Below are 23,113 nucleotides of genomic sequence, written 5' to 3'. Positions count from 1 at the left end.
CAAATTGAGTTTTATCGCTGAATAAAACTATTTCCTTTTATATCGATTCACGTGTGCAATAAATGTGTTAAAAAAAATCTCCTGTGTAAAATCACTGCCATTTTGATTTTTCTAGATATTTGCTAGTTACATTTCCATCGTATACATAATATTTAGTCCAAGTAAAACCATTTTTAACAAGAGTAAGGGAATCAGGCTTCAGTTCTTGATCTAAAAAAATGTAATTCCCTTTAGGATTATTTAAATCATATTTCACTTTGTAAAACTTGTTCAGAATTTCATTTCCACCTATTGTCTTTCTCTTTGACATAACCTTACCGTTCACATAAAAGCAATAGATTAATAACCTATGTCTACCGACCTCTTTAAAATTCGTTGTTAAACCAATTGCCTCGCCCTTAAATGTTTCTTTGTACTTATTAAACTTTGTTGTTCTTGAATTGTCAAACAAAATATAAAGTACTGAAAAGATGAGAGTGAATATCAGTACCCATTTCAAATTCTTAAATTTATCAGTAGTCTTTTCCTCCATTTTTATATAAACTAAATTATCTTAAAACTACATCACCGCAGAAGAAACTCTCGGTTTATACTCCTTTGCGATTTCAGCGATTAACTTGATGTGGGCAGGTGTTGTTCCGCAACAACCACCTATGATGTTGACTAAATTATCATCTAGATATTCTTTGATAAAAGCTTGCATCTGTTCTGGTGTTTCATCGTATTCTCCAAAAGCGTTGGGCAATCCTGCATTAGGATGCGCAGATACGTTGAACGAAGTGTTTTGTGACAAGGTTTGTAAATACGGTTTTAATAAATCGGCACCAAGTGCGCAATTGAAACCTACACTCAACAATGGTATGTGCGATACCGAAACTAAGAAAGCCTCTACCGTTTGTCCCGAAAGTGTTCTTCCTGAAGCATCAGTTATCGTTCCTGAAACCATAATTGGAATATCACGATTGCGTTCTTCTTTTACTTCTTCAATGGCAAAAAGTGCTGCTTTGGCATTTAAGGTATCAAAAATAGTTTCTACCAAAAGTAAATCGCAACCACCATCCATAAGCGCTTCTACTTGTTGCTTGTACGCAATGCGCAAATCATCAAAAGTTACGGCTCTGTATCCTGGATCGTTTACATCTGGTGACATGCTTGCTGTTCTGTTCGTAGGACCAATGGAACCCGCTACAAAACGAGGTTTGTCTGGATTTTTGGTGGTAAATTCATCAGCTACTTCGCGGGCCAATTTTGCCGACTCATAGTTCAATTCATATACATATTCTTCAAGATGGTAATCAGCCATACCGATGGTGGTTCCTGAGAAGGTATTGGTTTCAACAATATCAGCTCCAGCGTCAAAATAAGCGGCGTGAACGTCTTTTATAGCTTGTGGTTGAGTGAGCGACAATAAATCGTTGTTTCCTTTTAGCGAATGCGGAAAATCTTTGAAACGTTCTCCTCTAAAATCTTCTTCGGAGAAATTGTACCGTTGCAACATGGTTCCCATAGCTCCATCAAGGATAAGTATGTTTTTTGTAATGGCTTCGTGAATGCTTGACATAACTTTCTATTTCTTGTAAATCACAATTTGAAATGGTGATTTTTACTTTTGATTAGTATTTCCAAAAGTTCACTATTTTTCTTTTTAGCCCTGATGGCAGCGGCATCCTTTTTATTCGCCTTTTTTCGGCGAATAAAAAGATATAGCGTACAGCAGGAACGATTATGACTGAAAAGCGCCATTAATCTGCTCTAAAAAAAATCGATACGTTGTCAAGAAAAGGTTTGAGAAATACTGTGGAAGTATTCTTGTGTTATCTATCTTAGATATTGAAACAAGTTCAACATAAAGTAGAATGTAGCACCTTCTTTAAAGATAAAGGGTTGCTAAGGTTTCATTGGGTCTTTCCCTCCGCCTTTCGTGATAACTTTCAATAAATATAGGAACACTACAAAGAAAAGACAAAGCGCTAACAATTGCAAGTTTTTTTTTAAAGTTTCTAGCGGAGTTTGTTGCAAAACGTTTAAATAAAAAGGTTCTGAATTGCAAAGATTTTAACCAACCTTCGCAACTCAGAACCTTTGTATCTCAGCACCTTTTTAGACTATGGCTTTCACTACAGCTTTTGGAGCTTCTTTACGTGTACCATCAAAACCATCTACGCCAGAAACAGTAGTATATTTCAAAACATAACGCTTGCCTGGATTAATGATTTGGTACGCTGCCTGACACATTAAAGTGGCTTCGTGGAATCCGCAAAGAATCAATTTCAGTTTCCCCGGATAGGTATTTACGTCACCAATAGCGAAAATTCCCGGAATATTGGTTTGGTAATCCAATGAATTATTGACTTTTATGGCATTTTTTTCGATTTCCAATCCCCAGTCTCCAATAGGACCTAACTTTGGCGTAAGACCAAAAAGCGGAATAAAATAATCGGTTTCGATGGTTCGTTGTGCACCGTTTTCCTCGACTACAACCGCTTCAAGATGTTCTGCACCTTTCAATCCCACAACTTCTCCCGGAGTAATCATTTTTATTTTACCAGAATTTTTCAATTCCTGTACTTTTTCTACAGAATCTAAAGCACCACGAAACTCGTTGCGACGGTGAATCAAAGTCACTTCTGAAGCTACATTTGACAAAAAGATACTCCAATCTAGAGCAGAATCGCCACCTCCAGCGATTACTACTTTTTTATCTCTGAATTTTTCTGGATTTTTAATGAAATACTTGATTCCTTTGTCTTCATAAAATTCGATATCCTCGATCAATGGTTTTCTTGGTTCAAAACTACCTAATCCTCCAGCGATAGCAATGACAGGAGCGTGGAATTTTTTTCCTTTGTTTGAAGTTACGATAAACGTACCATCTTCTTGTTTTTCTATTGTTTCGGCACGTTCTCCCAAGGTAAATCCCGGTTCGAACTGCTTAATTTGTTCCATTAAATTATCTACTAAATCGCCAGCCAATACTTCTGGAAAACCAGGAATATCATAAATAGGTTTTTTAGGATACAACTCAGATAACTGTCCGCCTGCTTGTGGCAAGGCATCTAGAATATGGCATTTTAATTTTAATAATCCTGCTTCAAATACTGCAAATAAACCTGTAGGTCCTGCTCCAATAATTAGTATGTCTGTTTTAATCATTTTGTTTTAATTAGTCCTTAAATTTCCAACAATGTAATTCAAGGAAAGTGTTATTTTATTTACTATTTTTCAAAAAAAATGCCTGAATATTAATTCAATGCAAATATCATTATTATCATTATCAAAAAAAACGAAAAACTATTATTAAGAACTAGTACAAGTTAGTTTTTAGTATTTTTTGAAGTATAGCTATTATCAATCTATTTTTAAAGACCTTTCAATGTTGCTGTTATTTCATTCATTTTTTGAACTTTCTCTTCAAAATTTCCTTTCAAGGTTTTGCGATATTCATTCAAATTTTCGACCATTGCATTGATGTCTTCTGGAATAACTTCTTCAAAAAACTCGCGCAATCGCTTGGCAGTTGTAGGTGATTTTCCGTTGGTCGAAATCGCAATTTTTACATGCCCTTTTGTGACAATTCCTCCTAAATAATAATCGCAGAGCGGTGGTGTATCTGCAATGTTGCAAATTAAAAATCTTTTTCGCGACAAATCATAAATCCGTTTGTTCACTTTCAAATCATCGGTACAAGCAATGACCATGTGGCGATTGCGGAGCATCCAGCGATTAAACCTTTTGTACGTGAGTTTTACTGATTCATGGCTTGCCGCCAAAGTTTCTAATTCAGGTAAAAATCGCGGTGCGACTACCTCAACAATAGCGTTTGGACTCGATTTTAACAAAAAAGATAATTTTTCTAATCCCACATTTCCACCACCCACAATTAGAGTGTTAAGATTGTGTAATTTCAAAAAGATGGGATATAATTCATTCTTTTCCATAAGCCAAAACCTGGTTGTGCTGTGATTTTAATTCCTTGTAAAAAGCAGCATTTCGTTTCGCATCTCTTACCACTTCTCCGATAACAATTATAGCTGGCGAACTTAAACTTTTAGCTGCAACAACTGATTGAATAGTATTTACAGTGCCAATTCCTACTTTCTCTGCTGCCGTTGTTCCGTTTTGAATAATGGCAACAGGCATCTCGCCTTTCGACTCTTTTTGGAACAAAGCTACAATCTGATCTAACTTACTCATGCCCATCAAAATCACAACAGTTGCTGTAGATTGTGCCGCTAAAGCAACATCTGTTGACAATTTTCTTGCCGAAGTGGTTCCCGTAATCACCCAAAAACTTTCTGAAACGCCTCTTTTTGTTAACGAAATACCTTGCGAAGCTGGAACCGCAATCGATGAAGAAATACCCGGAACTACAAAGGTAGGGATTCCAAAACTCTCTACGAACTCTATTTCTTCGCTACCCCGACCAAAAATAAATGGATCGCCACCTTTTAACCGAACCACATTTCCATACGTAAGTGCATTGTCTACTATCAATTGATTGATTTCCTCTTGCGTATATTCATGTGAACCTTTTCGTTTTCCCACAAATATTTTAAGTGCTTTTTTAGGAGCATAGGACAATAATTCTTCATTTGCTAGGGCATCATACAAAACCACATTTGCCTCAGCCAGCGCCTTTGCTCCTTTGATAGTAAGTAAATCTGGATCACCTGGACCAGCGCCTACCAGTGTTACTTGAGGTTCTCTTTTATTTTTCATCTTGTAGATCTTTGGCTCTAAATGCTTCTATAGTTTCAAAAAAAGCAATGGCTTCTTGTCTGTATTTTTGAGCAAATTCTGGAGTAGGTTCATTATCTCTGATTTGAAACACTAGCTGTTTCAAGGTTGTTGGCAATTGAATTTTGTTTGTTTCTACGAAAACGGTATCAAATAAATCGATGATTCCTGCTTGGTGATTTGTTTTTTGGTTTTCGGCAAGCAATAACGCTTTGGCACCATTAACAAAACCAGCATACGAATGGTAAATGGCATCTGACCATTTTGATTCTTCATACGCTTCTTGTGCATACGTTAATTTGTCTTTTGCTTCTAGAAGTAATGTCGCCACTAAATCAATCACAACTCCGGCGCATTCACCAACTCCTACGGCTTTTACGTAATTATCAGCATTACCCCAATCTACAAAATCAGCTTCGGTAAGATTGGTTAGATCGGCTAATGGTTTTAAAAATTCGTAGAAATATTTTTCGCCTTGAGCGTCATAATAATTCAAGAACGATTGTCCGTTTGCATTAGCTTCGAAATCATTTAAAATCAATCGCAAAGCATCCGGTCCTCTTCGGCTGGGGATTTTGATTACTTTATCAGAGAATCTTCCGTTTCCGTTTCCTAAGTTTCCTCCACCTAACAAAACTTGTAACGCTGGCGCTACTAATTTACCAGCATTGATTGACATGCCTTGAAAGCCGATTTCGGCCATATTATGTTGCCCACAAGCATTCATACAACCACTAATTTTAATGGTAATTTCGCGGTTGTTGCTGTATTGTGGATATTCAGTATTTAAAACGCGTTCTAACTCTACTGCAATTCCAGTGCTGCTCGCAATTCCTAAGTTACAGGTGTCGGTTCCAGGACAAGCTGTTATATCAGAAATACTGTTATAGCCTACCTTTACAAAATCGAGTTTGGCCAATTCTTGGTAAAAGAAAGGAAGGTTTTCCTCTTTTACATGGCGAATTAAAATATCTTGACGCAACGTAAAACGCAATTCGTTTGCTGCATAATTTTTGATCAAATGAGCCAGTTCTCTAGCTTTATCGGTATAAAAATCACCTAATTGTACTTTGATTCCGATGGCTACATAACCAGCTTGTTTTTGCGGAATTACATTCGATTTTTTCCAAGCTTCGAAAGCTGTAGTATCTTCAATTTCGACTTTTGGAACTTCTAATAATGGCGCTGCAATAGCTCCCTCAAAAGCAGTGGTATCAATTTCGACTGTATGCAGTGACAACGCTTTTTTCTCTTCGTCTACCAATCGTAAAAACTCGTCTTTCCCTATTTCTTTCAACAAAAATTTCAAACGCGCTTTTAAACGTTTGGCTCTTTCACCGTAGCGGTCAAAAATTCTTAAAATCCCTTCGGTAGTTGGAATGATTTGATTGGCCGGAATAAACTCTGTCAGCAATTCGGCATGACTAGGTTGTGAACCTAATCCTCCACCTAACATTACTTTGAAACCTTTTACACCGTTTATAATTTTTGGAATAAATCCTAAATCGTGTAAATAACTCAAACCTGTATCTTTATCAGAGGATGAAAACGACATTTTGAATTTACGTCCCATTTCCTGACAAACCGGATTTCTCAAGAAAAACTGAAACATGGCATGCGCATACGGAGAAACATCAAAAGGTTCCTCTGGATCAATTCCTGCTGTTTCGCTTGCGGTAATATTTCGAACTGTGTTTCCACAAGCTTCTCTTAAGGTAACATCATTTTTTTCTAGTTCGGCCCAAAGTTGCGGTGTTCTATCTAAACTCACATAATGAATTTGGATATCCTGACGTGTTGTAATGTGCAAACGTCCTGTTGAATACTCATCAGAAACTTTTGTAATTCGAAAGAGTTGCTCGCTAGTTACTTTACCAAAAGGCAATTTGATACGAATCATTTGTACGCCTTCCTGACGCTGCCCGTAAACGCCGCGTGCTAAACGCAGACTACGAAAACGCTCGTCATCAATTTTTCCGTCACGGAATAAAGCAATTTTTCTTTCTAAATCGATTATGTCTTTTTGAACAATCGGATCTTCAATTTCGGTTCTAAAACTTTCCATTTGTAGTTATGTTTATCCTCCCCCCAGCCCCCTCCGAAGGAGGGGGAGCCAAGTCTGGTATGTATTTATTTATTTTTTTACTTTTTACTTTATATTTTACAAAAACTCAAAACCAACATTATTATGGTTCTAGCTCCCTCTACTTCGGGGAGTCCCGAAGTAGAGGGAGAGGTGAGGACTATTTTATAAATCCCACTCCTGCCGTTGTGTTGGTTGTTGCATCTATTAAGATGAATGCCCCGTTTGATTTATTATCGTTGTAAGCATCAAAATAAATGGCTTTGCTTAATTTGATGTTCACCTCGCCAATTTCATTGATGGCAAGTTGAGAGGCTTCTGTAGTTCCTGAGAAATCAGTTGCAATCACATTTTTCACACTGTCAATCTTAGCCAAAACTCTGTTGGTATTGTGTTGTACAAAATATTTGGCACCAGGAACTAACTTTTTACTGTCCATCCAGCATACGGTGGTGTTGATGTCCTTTTCTACTTTTGGCAATTCAGATGATTTTACAATCATGTCGCCTCTGGTCACATTGATATCATTTCCTAATTCAATTGTGATTGAAGAACCCACAGCTGCTTCCTCAAATTGCTTGTCAAAAAAATGAATATTTGTCACCACTGATTCGGTTAAAGAAGGCAGCACCGTTACAGCATCACCTACTTTGATATTATTACCATACAGTTTTCCAGCATAACCTCTAAAATCGTGGTATTCTTCGGTTTTTGGTCGGATTACGGTTTGAACGGGGAAACGCGCTTTTCCTTTTTCGTAAACATCAGCTGGCTCTAACTCTTCAAGATGTTGTAAGATCGTCTGTCCCTGGTACCAAGGCATTCCTCCTAATGATTCTACTACATTATCACCTGTCAAAGCACTTAACGGAATGTAACTCACGTTTTGTTCTTTGAACGTACTTTTAGCATTTAAGGCTTCAAAATCCGTTTTGATTTTATTAAAAACTTCTTCTGAATAATCTACTAAATCCATTTTGTTGATCGCCACAATGACCTCTTTTACTCTCAATAAATTATTGATAAAAAAGTGGCGGTAGGTTTGCTCAATTACGCCTTTACGAGCATCAATTAAAATGATTGACACTTGCGAAGTTGAAGCTCCGGTAACCATGTTTCGCGTATACTCTACATGGCCAGGCGTATCAGCAATGATATAACTTTTCTTGGCTGTCGAAAAATAAATATGCGCCACATCAATGGTAATCCCTTGTTCTCTTTCGGCCACTAAACCGTCTGTAGCCAACGAAAAATCTAAATAATCATAGCCTTTTTGCTTGCTGCTTTTTTCTATTGCTTCTAATTTATCTGTTGTCAACGATTGCGTATCATACAATAACCTCCCAATTAAGGTACTCTTACCGTCATCTACACTTCCTGCTGTTGCTATTTTTAAAACTTCCATTCTACTATTTTTGTTTCAGGTTTAAAGTTTCAAGTTTTAAAAACTCCTTACCTTAAATCTTTTAATTTTTAAATCCTTAAATCTTTCAATTGGTATTCTAAAAATACCCTTGTTGTTTTCTTTTTTCCATCGCTGCTTCCGAACGTTTGTCATCAATTCTAGCACCTCTTTCTGAAATTGTTGAAGATCTAATTTCGCCCACCACTTCAGAAATTGTTGCTGCATAAGAATCAACTGCTGCTGTACAACTCATATCACCTACGGTTCTAAAACGAACAATGCGTTCCACGATTTCTTCGTTTTCTTCTTGGTATACAAATGGAGAATGTGACCAAATCATACCATCACGTAAGAATACTTTACGCTTATGCGAAAAATAAATCGATGGAATTTCAATTTGCTCTTGTTCGATGTAACTCCACACATCTAGCTCGGTCCAGTTGGAAATTGGAAAAACACGTACGTTTTGACCATTCTCTATTTTTCCGTTCAACAAATCGAATAATTCAGGACGCTGATTTTTTTCGTCCCATTGACCAAAATCATCACGCACCGAAAAAATTCGTTCTTTGGCTCTAGCTTTTTCCTCGTCACGACGCGCTCCACCAATACACGCATCAAATTTGAATTCTTCGATAGCATCTAAAAGTGTTGTGGTTTGCAAGCTGTTTCTGCTGGAATATTTTCCGGTTTCTTCGACAACTTTTCCTTGATCAATCGCGTCTTGTACATTGCGCACGATTAACTCCAATCCTAGTTCCGCTACCAATTTGTCTCTGAACTCAATGGTTTCAGGAAAATTATGCCCAGTGTCTACGTGCAACAATGGGAACGGAATTTTAGCTGGAAAAAAAGCTTTTTGCGCCAAGCGAACTAAGGTAATCGAATCTTTTCCACCCGAAAAAAGCAATACCGGTTTGTCAAACTGAGAAATTACCTCTCTGAAAATGTATATCGCTTCGCTTTCTAAAGCGTTTGTTTTTAATTGTGCACTCATATCTATCGGCCCCCTAACCCCCGAAGGGGGAACTGTTGGGGTATTTATTTTGTTATTATTAATTTTTCACTTCGTTAATTCCCCCTTTGGGGGCTAGGGGGCTATGCAACCCACATTCTTTATGGCTAGATTCCCACCACCATCTTCCAGCTCTGATGTCTTCATCTGGAGTGATGGCTCTTGTACAGGGCGCACAACCGATGCTTACAAATCCTTTTTTGTGCAATGTATTTTGTGGTACATTATTTTTTTCTAAATAATCTTCTACTTCTTGCAAAGTCCATTTTAAGAGTGGATTGAATTTAATAATGTCAAAATGTGCATCGTATTCAAATAAGTCTAAATCATTTCTGTTTTCGGATTGCTCTGCTCTTAATCCTGTAATCCAGACGGTATTTCCTTTTAAAGCTTTGCGCAAAGGCACTACTTTACGAATGGAGCAACATTCTTTTCTATTCTCAACCGATTCGTAAAAACTATTAGGTCCTTTAGTTTCCAATAAATTTTCTACTGCTGCTGCCTCTGGAAAAAATACTTTAATATGTTGATTGTATTTTTTTTGGGTTTTATGAAAAACATCGTAGGTCTCTTGAAACAATCGACCTGTGTCCAATGTAAAAATTTTAACCCCAGCATCACTGTTGGCAATCATTGCCGTAACCACCTGATCTTCTTGACCAAAAGAAGTTGAAAAAACAACTTTATCTTTGTATTCTGCAGCTAAATAAACAAACGTTTCCTCCAAACTAAGGACTTTTGTACGCTCTACTAATGCCGCTACTAATTCTTTACTCATAATCTTATTTCGTTTTACAGCAGTTTTGATAATGTTTTTAAACTCAAAAGAATAATTAAAACACCCACTAATATCATCATTGATTTTCTTGGAATTTTATTGACTAAAAATGCGGCTAATGGAGCTGCCATTACACCTCCTAAAATCAATCCAATTATTACTTGCCATCCTTGAATACCTCCAAAAAGCATAAATGTTACTCCACTTGAAAAAGCTACTGCAAACTCTGCTGCATTCACCGAACCAATTGTATATCTTGGATTTCTTCCATTTCCTAATAAAGTAGAAGTCACTATCGGTCCCCATCCTCCGCCTCCTACAGCATCCATAAAACCTCCAAAAGTTGCCAGAATACCTAGTTTTTTAGTTTTCTTTTTTACCAGATTCTTTTTTAATGCTTTCCTAATAATGATGACTGCCAACCCAATCATGTACAAAGCGATAAATGGTTTTATCACTTCTCCATCAATCACATCCGACAACAAATAGGCTCCAGTAATAGAACCCAAAACACCTGGAATTAACAAATGTCTTACTAGTTTTTTGTTGATATTTCCAAAACGATGGTGTGAAATTGCCGAAGCTCCAGTTGTAAACATTTCAGCAACGTGAACACCTGTACTACTAATAGCAGGCGGAATTCCGTACGCTAATAAAAATGAAGTTGAAGTTGCTCCGTAACCCATTCCTAACGTTCCATCTACTAATTGTGCAAATACGCCAATACAGAAAAAAATTAAAAACTCTTGATCAAAGCCAGCTATCAAGCCATCCACTGAAAATTCATCATGGTGGTTGTACACTAACGTTGCCAATAATCCTATCAATAAAATTGCAGGAACAAGAACCCATAATCGTTCTACAAAACTTGTAGCAGGGCTTTCGGTATTATTATTCACTTTTAATTCTTTATCCATTCCTTTCAATTCAACAAAATTCAATATAAAAACTATTACCCTATCGGGTTACTAGGTTATTTTGCAAAAATAATATATTTACTTTAATTACAAAACATTTTTTCTAATTAAAACTTAAAATGCAATATCTGCTAAACTATTATTTTCCAAAACCATAAGCGTATTATCACGCACCTCCGTCATTAATTTACGAACTGCACAAGTGGCTTCATCGGTGCAATCGTCACAAGGCTCATAAAAATTATGACTGGCACACGGCAACAAAGCAATTGGCCCTTCCAGAATGCGATACACTTTGGCCATGCTGATGTCTTTCGGTTCTTTTATCAAGTAATAACCGCCGCCTTTTCCTTTTTTGGCTCCCAGAAAACCGGAATGACGCAACAACAATAAAATACTCTCTAAAAATTTGAGCGAGATGTTTTCAGATTTAGCAATATCCGCAATCGCAACAGGAGTTTGGTCTTCTCGGCGAGCCAAAAAGGTCAATGCTTTTATACCGTATTTTGTTTTTTTTGAGAGCATTTTACTGTTTTAGAATTGTATAAAAAAGATTCGCAAGTATTAAACCTTGCGTTGTTTGAACCAAAACTACAATCTAAAATCGTTAATCCCAAATCTATCAGTTACGAAAGCGCCTGCTCCAAATCGGCAATTACATCCTTTACGGTTTCTAAACCTACAGAAACACGCACCAAACCATCGGTAATACTCACCGCCAAACGTTCTTCGACAGATAATTTACTGTGTGTTGTTGAGGCTGGATGCGTAACAATAGTTCTGGTGTCTCCTAAATTTGGTGAAAGCGAACACAATTTAATTTTATCCAAGAAAGCTCTTCCGGCTTCTAATCCTCCTTTTATTTCAAAAGCAACAATATTTCCGCCCAACTTCATTTGCTTTTGTGCGATTTCATATTGAGGATGCGATTTCAAAAAAGGATATTTCACTTTATTCACCTGAGGATGATTCTCTAAAAACTCCGCTACTTTCAAGGCGTTTTCACAATGTCTGTCCAATCGAATGGCTAATGTTTCTAAACTTTTAGACAATACCCACGCATTAAAAGGCGATAAAGCCGGACCTGTAAGTCGGGAAAACAAATAGATTTTCTGAATCAGATCAGCATCACCAACAGTTATTCCGCCCAAAACTCTACCTTGACCGTCCATTAATTTGGTAGCCGAATGCACCACTAAATGTGCGCCCCATTTTATTGGTTGCTGCAAATAAGGCGTTGCAAAACAGTTGTCAATAATTAAAATTATATTGTGCTTTTTCGCAATATTTCCTAGCAATTCCAAATCAATAATATCAACAGCAGGATTGGTTGGTGACTCTGCGAATAGAATTTTTGTATCTGGCGTAATCAAACCTTCAATAGTCTCGGGTTGATTGATGTCAAAATACGAGGTTTGTATGTTCCATTTTGGAAAATAATTAATAAACAACGAATGCGTTGCACCAAAAACACTGCTCGAAGAAACAATGTGATCTCCAGAATTCAATAAAGCAGCCAAAGTGGAATACACCGCGGCCATACCTGATGAAAACGCAAATCCAGCAGCAGCTCCTTCCATAGCACACACTTTGCTAATAAATTCGTTGTTATTTGGGTTGCTGTAACGGCTGTAAATATTCCTGTCTTTTTCCTCTGCAAATGAAGCACGCATATCTTCGGCATCCTCAAATACAAAACTAGACGTGAGATACAACGGCACCGAATGCTCTAAATATTGTGTTCTTTCTAACTGATTGCGTATGGCTTGTGTTTCGAAACCAAATTCTGAATTATTCATAGTGTATAATATTATCCCCACCCCAACCCTCCCCGAAGGAGAGGGAGCCGAAGTCGGAAAATTGAAAATTAAAATTGTTTCATTAACTATTACTGGTTCCCCCTTCGGTGGTTAGGGGGCTTCCGTTCAAAACAACTTTGTAATGTATGGTTGCTGTTGGCTCTAATGTTTTGGAAACCGAACAGTATTTTTCAAAAGAAAGTTGTGCTGCTTTTGCTGCTTTGTCTTCCTTGATATCACCTTCTAAATAAAACACCACATGGATATTTTTAAAAGGTTTTGCTTCTCCAACTTGTACGCGTTCTCCTTCAACCTCAGCTTTGAAAGACGTGATTTCTTGACGTTGTTTTTTCAAAATCGAAATCATATCAATGGCGCTACAACCCGCAACTCCCATCAATACTAATTCCATCGGACTGGCGCCCATATCATTTCCTCCATACTCAGGACGGCTGTCTACGTTTACTAGATGCCCTCTTTCGTTTTTTAATTCGAAATGGAAATTGTCGTTTACTCTGTTTAATGTTATTTTCATTGTTATCTTTTTTGAACGCTGATGACGCGGATTTTCAAACGCGGATTCAACGGATTTTTATTTTAAAACTAATTACTGAAATCTGTTCACTAAAAACTGAACACTGAATACTCTTTTTACCCTTTATCAGACAACCTTAAAATATCGCCAAAAACACCTCTTGCCGTTACTGCTGATCCTGCACCTGCGCCTTGAATTACAATTGGTCGGTCTCCATACGATTCAGTGTAAATTTCGAAGAAAGAATCAGAACCTTTCAATCCACCCAATGCTGTTTCTGATGGCACCGAAACTAATTTTACTTCTAGATTTCCTTTGTCATTTTGCAAATCTCCCGATAATTCGCCTATGTAACGCAATACGTGATTCGGTTTTTGATCGGCTTTTATTTTTGCATAAATAGGATCAAACTCCGTCAATTTGTTTAAAAACTCTCCTACATCTCCACTACGCAAATGTTCTGGAATTAAATTTTGAATCGCAATTTCTTCGAACTCATTTTGCAGGTCTAGTTCTCTGGCCAAAATCAATAACTTTCGCCCTACATCATTTCCGCATAAATCCTCTCTTGGATCTGGTTCTGTATATCCGTTATCGATGGCTTCTTTTAAAATTTCGCTAAAAGGTACATCTTTAGCCGAAAAATTATTGAACAAATAACTCAATGTTCCCGAGAAAACGCCTTTAATCTTTGTGATATTTTCGCCAGAAAGGTGCAACAATTTAATAGTATCAATCAACGGCAATCCTGCTCCAACATTGGTTTCATAAAGATACGTTTTTTGGTTTTCTGCCAGAACTTTTCGCAATTTTTTATAAAAACTATAACTTAAAGTATTAGCTACTTTGTTTGAAGAAATCAAATCGAAACTATTCTCAACTAACGAAATGTAATTCGTAACAAAATCAGCACTTGCAGTGTTATCAATAGCAATTAAATTCTCTAAATGATGCTCATTTGCGTAGGCAATCACATCATCAATAGTATATGAGAATCCGTTGGTTTGAATCTCATTTTTCCAGTTAGGTGTCACGCCGTTTTTATTCAAGAGCACGTTACTTGAATTGGCAATAGCAAATACATTCAATTTGATGTCTTTTCTTTTTTCAATGGCTGCTGCGGATTCTAAAATTTGATTAATCAAGGTACCGCCCACCAAACCGTGACCAAAAACAGCAATATTTATTTTCTTGGCTACGCCAAAGATCTCTCCGTGAATCACATTTAAGGCTTTGTGTAATTGTGATTTTTTAACAACCAAACTCACATTCTTACCAGTCACCGTATTATTGAACAGAATCGGAACTATTTTATTTTTAATTAAAGCGGTATAAGGTTTGTGAAAAGTGCTTAAGTCCTGTCCAATAATAGAGATGACAGCTACATCATCAGCTACGGTTATTTTATTGACATCTTTCGAATAGAAATCATTCTCGAATTCTTTTTCCAATTCAATCATGGCCGTAGTAGCTTTGTCAGCAGCCACAACCAAGCCTATTCCACGCTCTGATGAACCTTGCGAAATGATACTCACACTGATATTATTGTCGCCCATTACTCTAAAAATTCGAGCATCAACACCTGTTTTACCAAGCAAACCTCTTCCTTCTAGATTTACCAAAGCCACATTTTCAAGGACCGAAAGCGTTTTAATTCCTTCCTTATTAGAATTGGAAGTAATTAAAGTTCCTTTATTTTCATGATTGAAAGTATTTAAAATTCGAAGCGGAATGTTTTTTTCTAATAACGGAATGATAGTTTTGGCATGCAAAATAGTTGCTCCAAAATTAGCAATCTCATTCGCCTCATTAAATGATAGGTGATCAATTTTTTTAGCATCGACAACTAAATCAGGATTGGCAGTATAAATTCCATCAACATGCGTGTAATTTTGTAATTCGTCGGCATTTAAATAATTCGCAATCAACGAAGCGGTGTAATTACTCCCGTTTCTGCCTAGAGTTGTAGCATCATTATTGGTCGTAGAACCTATAAAACCTGTGATTACATTGACTGTATTTTCGGTGTTTTGCTTAAAAAAAGCAACCACATTTTTCTTAGAAAGTTGTTCTAAGGGTTGTGCATCACCAAATTTAGCATCAGTTTTTATCAATTCACGCGTATCGGTAAAACGAGCATGGATTCCTTTTTCAATGAGTATGGCCGTTAGTAATTTTGCCGAAAGCAATTCGCCTTTAGACAAAATGTGGTCTTTGATTTTTTTGCTGTAATCGCCAATCAGACTTACACCTTCAAACAATTTTTCTAAAATAGTAAACTCCTCAGACAAATCAACAGCATCATAAACATCTTGCTGATAGGTTTTGAAATCTTCAAAAAGTGGTTTGTAATCTCCGTTTTGAGAAGCAATAGTTAAAATGTGTTCCAAATCAACCGTAGCATTACCACGTGCCGAAACCACAACTGCAATTTTCTCTCCCTGATTTACTTTGTCTGTTATTATGGCAACCACCTTATTTAATCCGTCACCATTTGATAAGGATTTACCTCCAAATTTTAATATTTTCATTGTGTTGTGTGTTTGTAGCTTAGAATAAATCTTGAAGCAAATTGTGTAATTGTTTGTATTCTATCAAAAAAGCATCGTGTCCGTGAATGGAAATTATTTCTTTGTAACTGACTTTTTTATTTAATTTTTGTAATTGCTCAAAAGTGGCTTTGTTTTCACTGGCTGTAAAAAACAAATCCGAATTGATGGCTATGATGTGAATTTCTGCCGTTACAGCTTCGATTGAATTTTCAAACGAAGATCTATTGCGAGTAACATCAATGGTTTTCAATAATTGATTCATCATTTTATAGGATGCCAATTGAAATCGCTGTTGCAATTTTTCGCCGTGATGCAACAACCAACTTTCAACATTAAAAATGGCTAACTCCTCATTAGTAGTTCGTTGAAATTTTGCCGCAAATGATTCTGGAGTTCGGTAACACAACATCGCGTGTGCGCGGGCATCCTGAATGGGTTTAGATGAATTGGTAAGAATTTGTTCTTGCAAAAAACAATTGGCAATAAGCCAGTCTGTCGCTTTCCAATCGGTAGCAATTGGAATTAATTTTTGGGTTATTGTTGGTTCTAATGCGACCATTTCCCATGCAATTCCGCCACCTACAGAACCTCCAATAATGGCGTAGAGATTTTTAACCTCAAGCAACTGAAGGCCTTTTATAAAAATTCTAGCAATGTCTCTTGCTGTAAAATCAAGATGATTTTCAATTACAACTCCATCAAATCCATTTCCGGGAACGTTAAAAGCAAGTACGGTATATTTTGTAGTATCAATAGTTTTGTTGGTGCCAATTAGGTCATTCCACCAACCGTTATCGCCCACCAACTGTGAATTTCCGGTTAGCGCATGATTGACCAAAACAATGGGAGCTGTATGCAAAGACAAACCAAAAACTTGATAACTTAAGTTTAGAGTAGCATAATTTGCACCTGACTCCGTGGTGAAATTGTGTAATGTAATAGTTGTTGGTTTATTTTCCAATTTCAAATCTGTTATAATTAGGACTTGTGTTTGGAAATATTAGAAAGAAAGCTAGGTGTTATCTAGACAAATTCTTAGTGTTATCTTTCCACGATGGGCGTGGTAGAATGCAGCACCTTCTTCGATAAATCGAAGGGTTGCTAAGGCTTCATCGGGTCTAATCCCTCTGCCTTTCTTTATAACATTTCAATACAGTTGTGAACTTTGTGATGCAAATTAAATACTATTTTAGTTAGCAAGCAAATTTTTATAAGCAATCTATTGTTTCTTATCCATTTAAAAAAAGAGATTAGTTTGTATTTTCTCCATTGTTATTTTGACGAGGCACCAGCTAACAAAACCATTTCACACCCCGCCAAAACAACAACATTAAAACTATTGCAAACCTCAACTTTAACAACAATAAATCAAGATTCTCTGCAAAAAAGCACCTCATTTTGACACGAATACCTTGCGACAAATAATCCATTACATGACCCAATTCATTTTAATACATCCATTTTGAATTTCAATCCTGAATGAATTAGTGTATCGAAAATATCCATACAACTTACTTTACATTTGAAAATCAAAAGTTCTAAAAGAGAAAAACCCTTTTAGAGGCTACTCCAAAAGGGCATTCAAGTTATACTATAACTTATACTTTTGGGATCAGCAGTCCAAAATCAATAAAATGGCACCAGAACAAAATAATTTTTTCTCAAAATATGTTCTAGTGATTTCAAATATTTGGTAATGCATATTTGTTTTAAATTTATGGCATTCTTAAATTTTGTTCAAAAAAAAACTTCCCTTTTTAGTGGGAAGTTATTGCTTTATAATTTAATTGAAATCATACAATATAACACCCAGAGGAGAACTCCTCTTCATCTTTATACATATTGCACATATTCATTTTCATGATTTATTAATTTGATTATCAAATATCTAAATTAGTTTTAAGAAAAACAAACCCCTTTTTAAAATAAATTTAAAAAAAGTTTTTTGAATTCACTATTCTAAAAAAGATTTAACTACAAAAAAAAATGAAGTTTAATTTGCAATTCAAAATGGTTTCATACCTTTGCACCCGAATATTAGAGGAAAAATTTGAACTGATTGCAACCTCTTCATAATGATACTGATTCATTATGAGTACTGATCTATTTTCAGTAGAAAAAAATGCTAAAGCAGAAACGCTCCTTTAGTCCTTTTCAGCAATTATTTTTTCTCGCTTAATTTTAAAACAAAAGTACTTATGGCCTATTTATTTACGTCAGAATCTGTAAGCGAAGGACATCCAGACAAAATTGCAGATCAAATTTCAGACGCATTAATTGATAATTTTTTGGCATTTGATGCCGATTCTAAAGTAGCATGTGAAACTTTAGTGACAACAGGTCAAGTGATATTGGCAGGTGAAGTAAAATCAAATACCTATTTAGATGTACAACAAATCGCTCGTGATGTAATCAGAAAAATTGGTTATACAAAAAGCGAATATATGTTTGAAGCCAATTCTTGCGGTATTCTTTCAGCTATTCACGAACAATCTGCTGATATTAACCAAGGTGTTGATAGAGCGAATCCAGAAGAGCAAGGTGCTGGAGATCAAGGTATGATGTTTGGTTATGCTACTAATGAAACTGAAAATTACATGCCATTGGCACTTGATTTGTCTCATAAATTATTACAAGAATTAGCGATTTTAAGACGTGAAAATAACGAAATTACGTATTTACGTCCTGATGCTAAATCTCAAGTAACTTTAGAATATAGCGATGATAACAAACCTACGCGTATTGAGGCTATTGTAATTTCAACACAGCACGATGATTTTGATGAAGAAGCAACAATGCTTGCTAAAATCAAAAAAGATATCGTTGAAATTTTGATCCCGAGAATTATTGCTAAAAATCCAACACACGCTCATTTATTTAATGATACCATTCAATACCATATTAACCCAACGGGGAAATTCGTAATTGGAGGACCACACGGGGATACAGGTTTGACTGGAAGAAAAATTATTGTAGATACGTACGGTGGAAAAGGAGCTCACGGTGGTGGCGCGTTTTCTGGTAAAGATCCAAGTAAAGTGGACCGTTCTGCTGCTTATGCAACACGTCATATTGCTAAAAACTTAGTTGCAGCTGGTGTTGCCGATGAGATTTTAGTACAAGTTTCGTACGCTATTGGTGTGGCTAAACCAATGGGTATTTTTATTGATACCTACGGAACATCAAAAGTAAATTTGACAAACGGTGAAATTGCTAAGAAAGTAGAAGCTATTTTTGATATGCGTCCGTACTTCATCGAACAACGATTGAAATTAAGAAACCCAATTTATAGCGAAACTGCTGCTTACGGGCACATGGGACGTACTCCAGAAACGGTTACTAAAACATTTTCTGCTCCAGGTGGAAACGAAAAAACAGTTACTGTTGAATTATTTACTTGGGAAAAACTAGATTTTGTAGACCAAGTAAAAACTGCTTTTGGGTTGTAATTCAATTATAGACTTAAAATAAAAAAGGGGATTTTGTTCAGTCAAAATCCCCTTTTAATTTGGCTATATATTGTACTTTAAAATAAAGGTCACAAAACGCGGTAAAATAATAGTTTCATTCGCATTAAAACCATTTACACTAAACGAGTTGTTTAATCTTGATCTCGTATTTAAAAGGTTATTTGCCTGTATTCTATACTCGAATTTCGAGTCCTTTTTGATATAATTTAAGCTTGCGGTCATGATTTCAAAATCGTTTGTTAATCCAGAAGTTTCATTTTTAAAGCGATTAAATGAATAATCCCAATTGACATTTAACCCTTTCAAAAAATAGTAGTTCAGCTTAACCGTTGGCGTTTGCGTAGTAAACTTGTTTGACGCTTGCTCTGATAAATTAATTCGGTAGCCTAAATCAATATTTGGATATTTCTTGAATTGCGTTGCAAAAGCTAGGTTGTAACTATGATTTACGTTTTCGATTCCTTGAATAAACTCCTGCGTAGCACCATTGGCAACTCTTCGGTTTAAAACAAAGTTTTTATTCCATCCAGCATTTATACCGCCTGTTACTTTATAATACTTCTTAAAACTCTTGCTATAAAACAAATTTCCGTTCAAGTTTTCATTTTCTGCGTCTAAATTCAAACGGTCAGAGGTAGAATAAATACTTTGAAAAGATATCCCATTCACCACTGGATCTTTTGTGGTTGTGTACGAAATATTTCCAAAAATGGTAGTGAAATTATACAAATTATATTTCGAATAATTCAATCTATGGCTAGTAACTAATGAGTTTTGCAGTTGTGAATTACCTCTTGCAATACTGTTGAAATTAGTAAAAATAAACCCTTCGACTAAAGAGTTTATATCATTAAACCCATTACGAACATTAAAATTATAGGTTATGTTTTCTGATTTTTTTAAATCCCAACGGGCAAACATATCAGGAAGAAATCTACTGAAATTCAATTGATACCGAGTACCAAATTGCTGATTGTTGGTGTTGTATTGATGGGTCGAAAACCCAGGATTAAAGGTAAACTTACCAACTATGAACTTGTAATGAAGTCCTAAAAAAACATCATTAAACGCGTAGCGAACATCATTATTATAGGCTGCTTGTTCAACTGGATTAACTGATTTATCCTCCAAAATTTGCAACAGACTTGAATTATAGGTTTGAAATGCATTAGAATTTCCTGCCGTTACATTCAATATACTTTTGTTAGAGATTTGGTAATAATAATCAGCTTTAGCATCTACTTTATTCGTTTTTACAAATCGAGACTGCTCAATATTTAAACTGTTTTCATTTACAAAAACAGCACTTGGATCATTTGGATCTTGCGAGCTATTGTTTTGATATGGATTAACCGATAATTGCGGATTGTAAAAGGGATCTTCATCCTCGTATTGATGCTGCACTTCAATTACCCAAGTATTTTTGGGGTTTTGCGTATAAAATAAATTCAAACTTTGATTGAATGAAACTGGTGCTTGATTTTGAAATGCGATAACCGTGTTTGAGCTGTTAAAAGAATTTCCATTAGCAAAAGAACTAAAATTACTTTGACTGTTATCAACATCCTGCTGATCGTTTTTTCTAAAGAAAACATCGTAATCCAGCTGAAAATTATCATTAGCTTTATACTTTGAACCTACCTTAGAGATAAAAGCATTATTTCTAGAATCGGTGCTATTTTTTCTATTTTCGAGCGTTGCAATATTTGTTGTATTGGGTTCAAAAATACCACGATCAGAGTTCGTAATCGACTGATTAAATGTAGAGGAATAGGCAGCAAAACCAGTCAACGTCCATTTTTTAGAAACAGAATGATTGATGTTTAAGGTTCCGAATTTATCGCTTGCCTTGGCAACATTATCGCCACCAGAAAGCCCAAAGAAATTCCTATTCAGGTTTAATGTAGTTCCGCTTCTACCTATAGTATTCCTTGCGCCTCCATTTATCCTGAAAAAATCAGCTGAAGTCAATGAAACCTCCCCAATATTATTCAAATTTACTATGGAGTTGATACTAGTTTTAGGAGAATAATAAAACACTTTTGGATTAAAAATATAGCCTTTATCGTTTGCTAAACCGGCACTTACATCTCCAAACCAAAACTTATCTTTTCCTTTTTTGAGTTTAATATTTAGTGCGATGTCGTCATTATTGTTTTCCAATCCCTTCATCTGAGATACCTCATTGAAGTTTCGCAATACTTGCACTTTATCAACTGCATCCGACGGGATATTTTTGGATCCTAGTTTAGTATCGCCATCCATAAATGGTTTGCCATTGACAAATAATTTGGTTACTTTTTTACCTTCAACTTGTACTTGACCATCGGCCATGACTTCAAAACCTGGTAGTTTCTTAAAGACATCTTCTAACTTTCGCTCTTCGCCTGTTTTAAACGAATCTGTATTGTACACAATCGTATCGCCCTTGATGGAAACCGGCATTTCACGTACAATTTCAACACCATCTAATTCGATTCCTCCTGATTCCATGGTGATATTTTGCAGCATATTCTCTGCTTTGGTCACCACTGTGATCTCTTTATTTTGCATCCCGAGGTAACTCAACTTAATCACATACGTAGTATTAGGCTTCAAGTTTAAGCTATACTTTCCCTTATCCGTAGTAATTGCATACGCATCCATTGCCTTTGTTGATTGATTGACCGCCATAACATTGGCCATTTCTAAAGGTGCTTTGCCCGTGTCCTGAACGATTCCTTCAAACTTAATACTCTGACCGAACGAAATAGAAGTTGTAAGTATTGCAATAAACAGTAAAATTCTTGTCATTTGATATTCTTTAAAATAAATTAAAAACAGTATTATCCACCAATCCTGAAACCTCCCATACCGCCATTTCCACCACGTCCTTGATTCATTTCTCTCCACTCCTCCATCTTTTTCACTACCGCTTCATCATACTCTTTTTGCGAAATCACCTTTCCTTTTGTCGACGCCTTAATTTCAATCTTTTCCTTAGGATTTAAAACTACTTTCGAACATAAAATAATAGTCTTACCATCATTTACCTCTAAGATTAAACCCGGCAAACCCCAATATCCTTCTGGACCTTGGCTAACTGGAATTTCTGGCGTGTACCAGGCCGTAACCGTAATTTCTTTGGGCATTTCAATCGCATCTAGGAAATTCGTTTTCTTTTCGGCAGTAGGCGCTTCAGATTCCTTTTTATCAGCTTCCTTTTTTGCTTCATCTCTTTTCGGGCGGAAATTTCTAAAATCGGTTGCGCTTGCTGCTTTTATTGCAGTTGCTTTGTAACAGGTATAACCACCAATTACTCTGGTTTCGCCCTCCATTTTCCATTTTAAATTGGACAAAGAATCTTTTATTAAAAACTCTTTCCCCATGAACTCTTTATCAATGGTGTAGGCTTTTTCTTTTACATTTTTGTAATAAGTACCGCCACCTCCAGTCATAGAACTCATTATTCGCATACCACCACCTTGAGTAGCAGCTTCGAGCTTTTCTTCTTCTTTGTATATGGAGGCCGATTTATTAAAATTTAGAATAAATGTTTTTTCAAACATTTTTTTCATACGTTCCTCAATGTTTTTTTGCATATCTGGAGTCATATTTTTGTTGCCCTCCATTCTCGATTTAAAATCCGCTGTGCTGGTTTTTGACTCGTAAACAGCCATTCCCTGAAATTCTTGAGCTTGAAGCCCCATCAATGATGCTACAGCTAATACTAATGTGAAAATTACTTTATACATACTTTTAGATTTTTATAAGTGAGACAGAAAAACACAGCTATTGTTACAAGCACATGTGTTAAAATAATACTAAGACCATTATGCTAGT

The 23,113-nt window shown here is 36.0% G+C and carries 18 protein-coding genes and 2 riboswitches; of the genes, 1 reads left to right on the top strand and 17 read right to left on the bottom strand.

The window, feature by feature from the left end:
* Nucleotides 1–91: 91 nt before the first annotated feature.
* The 15 genes from AC061C_RS07825 to AC061C_RS07755 form a co-directional block, all read right to left on the bottom strand.
* Nucleotides 92–310 (bottom strand): hypothetical protein, encoded by a 219-nt coding sequence (locus tag AC061C_RS07825; RefSeq protein WP_478290698.1) that lies wholly within the window; start codon nt 308–310, stop codon nt 92–94.
* A gap of 249 nt (nt 311–559) precedes the next feature.
* Nucleotides 560–1,561 carry a homocysteine S-methyltransferase family protein gene (locus AC061C_RS07820; protein ID WP_478290697.1) on the bottom strand — a complete coding sequence of 334 codons (1,002 nt, stop codon included), beginning with the start codon at nt 1,559–1,561 and terminating at the stop codon, nt 560–562.
* A 250-nt stretch (nt 1,562–1,811) separates the two neighbouring features.
* Nucleotides 1,812–1,931, bottom strand: a riboswitch (SAM riboswitch).
* A 169-nt stretch (nt 1,932–2,100) separates the two neighbouring features.
* The gene (locus tag AC061C_RS07815; RefSeq protein ID WP_417947168.1) at nt 2,101–3,153 is read right to left on the bottom strand and encodes an NAD(P)/FAD-dependent oxidoreductase; all 1,053 of its coding nucleotides are present in this window, start codon (nt 3,151–3,153) and stop codon (nt 2,101–2,103) included.
* Between the two features lie 206 nt (nt 3,154–3,359).
* Nucleotides 3,360–3,938 (bottom strand): precorrin-2 dehydrogenase/sirohydrochlorin ferrochelatase family protein, encoded by a 579-nt coding sequence (locus AC061C_RS07810; RefSeq protein WP_478290696.1) that lies wholly within the window; start codon nt 3,936–3,938, stop codon nt 3,360–3,362.
* Nucleotides 3,925–4,719 (bottom strand): uroporphyrinogen-III C-methyltransferase, encoded by a 795-nt coding sequence (gene cobA / locus AC061C_RS07805; RefSeq protein ID WP_417947170.1) that lies wholly within the window; start codon nt 4,717–4,719, stop codon nt 3,925–3,927. The genes AC061C_RS07810 and cobA overlap by 14 nt, the downstream gene beginning before the upstream one ends.
* On the bottom strand, nt 4,709–6,802 hold the full coding sequence (locus tag AC061C_RS07800; protein ID WP_478290695.1) for a ferredoxin-like domain-containing protein: 2,094 nt from the start codon (nt 6,800–6,802) through the stop codon (nt 4,709–4,711). Before AC061C_RS07800 ends, cobA begins: the two co-directional genes overlap by 11 nt.
* 178 nt (nt 6,803–6,980) lie before the next feature.
* A complete protein-coding gene (locus AC061C_RS07795) occupies nt 6,981–8,225 on the bottom strand; it encodes a sulfate adenylyltransferase subunit 1 (protein ID WP_478290694.1) in 1,245 nt (414 codons plus the stop codon).
* Between the two features lie 97 nt (nt 8,226–8,322).
* On the bottom strand, nt 8,323–9,222 hold the full coding sequence (cysD, locus tag AC061C_RS07790) for a sulfate adenylyltransferase subunit CysD (RefSeq protein ID WP_144891585.1): 900 nt from the start codon (nt 9,220–9,222) through the stop codon (nt 8,323–8,325).
* A 58-nt stretch (nt 9,223–9,280) separates the two neighbouring features.
* Nucleotides 9,281–10,021 carry a phosphoadenylyl-sulfate reductase gene (locus AC061C_RS07785; RefSeq protein WP_478290729.1) on the bottom strand — a complete coding sequence of 247 codons (741 nt, stop codon included), beginning with the start codon at nt 10,019–10,021 and terminating at the stop codon, nt 9,281–9,283.
* 11 nt (nt 10,022–10,032) lie between these two features.
* Complete coding sequence (locus AC061C_RS07780) at nt 10,033–10,935, bottom strand: sulfite exporter TauE/SafE family protein (protein ID WP_144891581.1); 903 nt, start codon at nt 10,933–10,935, stop codon at nt 10,033–10,035.
* Nucleotides 10,936–11,049: 114 nt separating this feature from the next.
* Complete coding sequence (locus AC061C_RS07775) at nt 11,050–11,460, bottom strand: RrF2 family transcriptional regulator (protein WP_144891578.1); 411 nt, start codon at nt 11,458–11,460, stop codon at nt 11,050–11,052.
* Between the two features lie 101 nt (nt 11,461–11,561).
* Nucleotides 11,562–12,734, bottom strand: a complete 1,173-nt coding sequence (locus AC061C_RS07770) for a trans-sulfuration enzyme family protein (RefSeq protein WP_478290693.1) — start codon at nt 12,732–12,734, stop codon at nt 11,562–11,564.
* 82 nt (nt 12,735–12,816) lie between these two features.
* A complete protein-coding gene (locus tag AC061C_RS07765; protein ID WP_478290692.1) occupies nt 12,817–13,269 on the bottom strand; it encodes an OsmC family protein in 453 nt (150 codons plus the stop codon).
* A 116-nt stretch (nt 13,270–13,385) separates the two neighbouring features.
* Nucleotides 13,386–15,800, bottom strand: a complete 2,415-nt coding sequence (thrA, locus tag AC061C_RS07760) for a bifunctional aspartate kinase/homoserine dehydrogenase I (protein WP_478290691.1) — start codon at nt 15,798–15,800, stop codon at nt 13,386–13,388.
* Between the two features lie 19 nt (nt 15,801–15,819).
* Nucleotides 15,820–16,782 carry an alpha/beta fold hydrolase gene (locus AC061C_RS07755; protein ID WP_478290690.1) on the bottom strand — a complete coding sequence of 321 codons (963 nt, stop codon included), beginning with the start codon at nt 16,780–16,782 and terminating at the stop codon, nt 15,820–15,822.
* Between the two features lie 77 nt (nt 16,783–16,859).
* Nucleotides 16,860–16,967: riboswitch (SAM riboswitch) on the bottom strand.
* A 1,052-nt stretch (nt 16,968–18,019) separates the two neighbouring features.
* Between AC061C_RS07755 and metK the strand changes: the two genes are divergently transcribed.
* The gene (metK, locus tag AC061C_RS07750; protein ID WP_417968972.1) at nt 18,020–19,270 is read left to right on the top strand and encodes a methionine adenosyltransferase; all 1,251 of its coding nucleotides are present in this window, start codon (nt 18,020–18,022) and stop codon (nt 19,268–19,270) included.
* Between the two features lie 63 nt (nt 19,271–19,333).
* Here the strand turns inward: metK and AC061C_RS07745 are convergent, their stop codons facing one another.
* Together AC061C_RS07745 and AC061C_RS07740 are read right to left on the bottom strand one after the other, a co-directional pair.
* Nucleotides 19,334–22,084, bottom strand: a complete 2,751-nt coding sequence (locus AC061C_RS07745; protein WP_478290689.1) for a carboxypeptidase regulatory-like domain-containing protein — start codon at nt 22,082–22,084, stop codon at nt 19,334–19,336.
* Between the two features lie 32 nt (nt 22,085–22,116).
* Nucleotides 22,117–23,025, bottom strand: a complete 909-nt coding sequence (locus AC061C_RS07740) for a GLPGLI family protein (RefSeq protein ID WP_478290688.1) — start codon at nt 23,023–23,025, stop codon at nt 22,117–22,119.
* Nucleotides 23,026–23,113: the final 88 nt, after the last annotated feature.

The sequence above is a fragment of the Flavobacterium sp. GNP010 genome (genome assembly GCF_056428945.1).
Note: the sequence above shows the minus strand (reverse complement) of the source record. Positions and strands in the feature narration are given on the sequence as shown.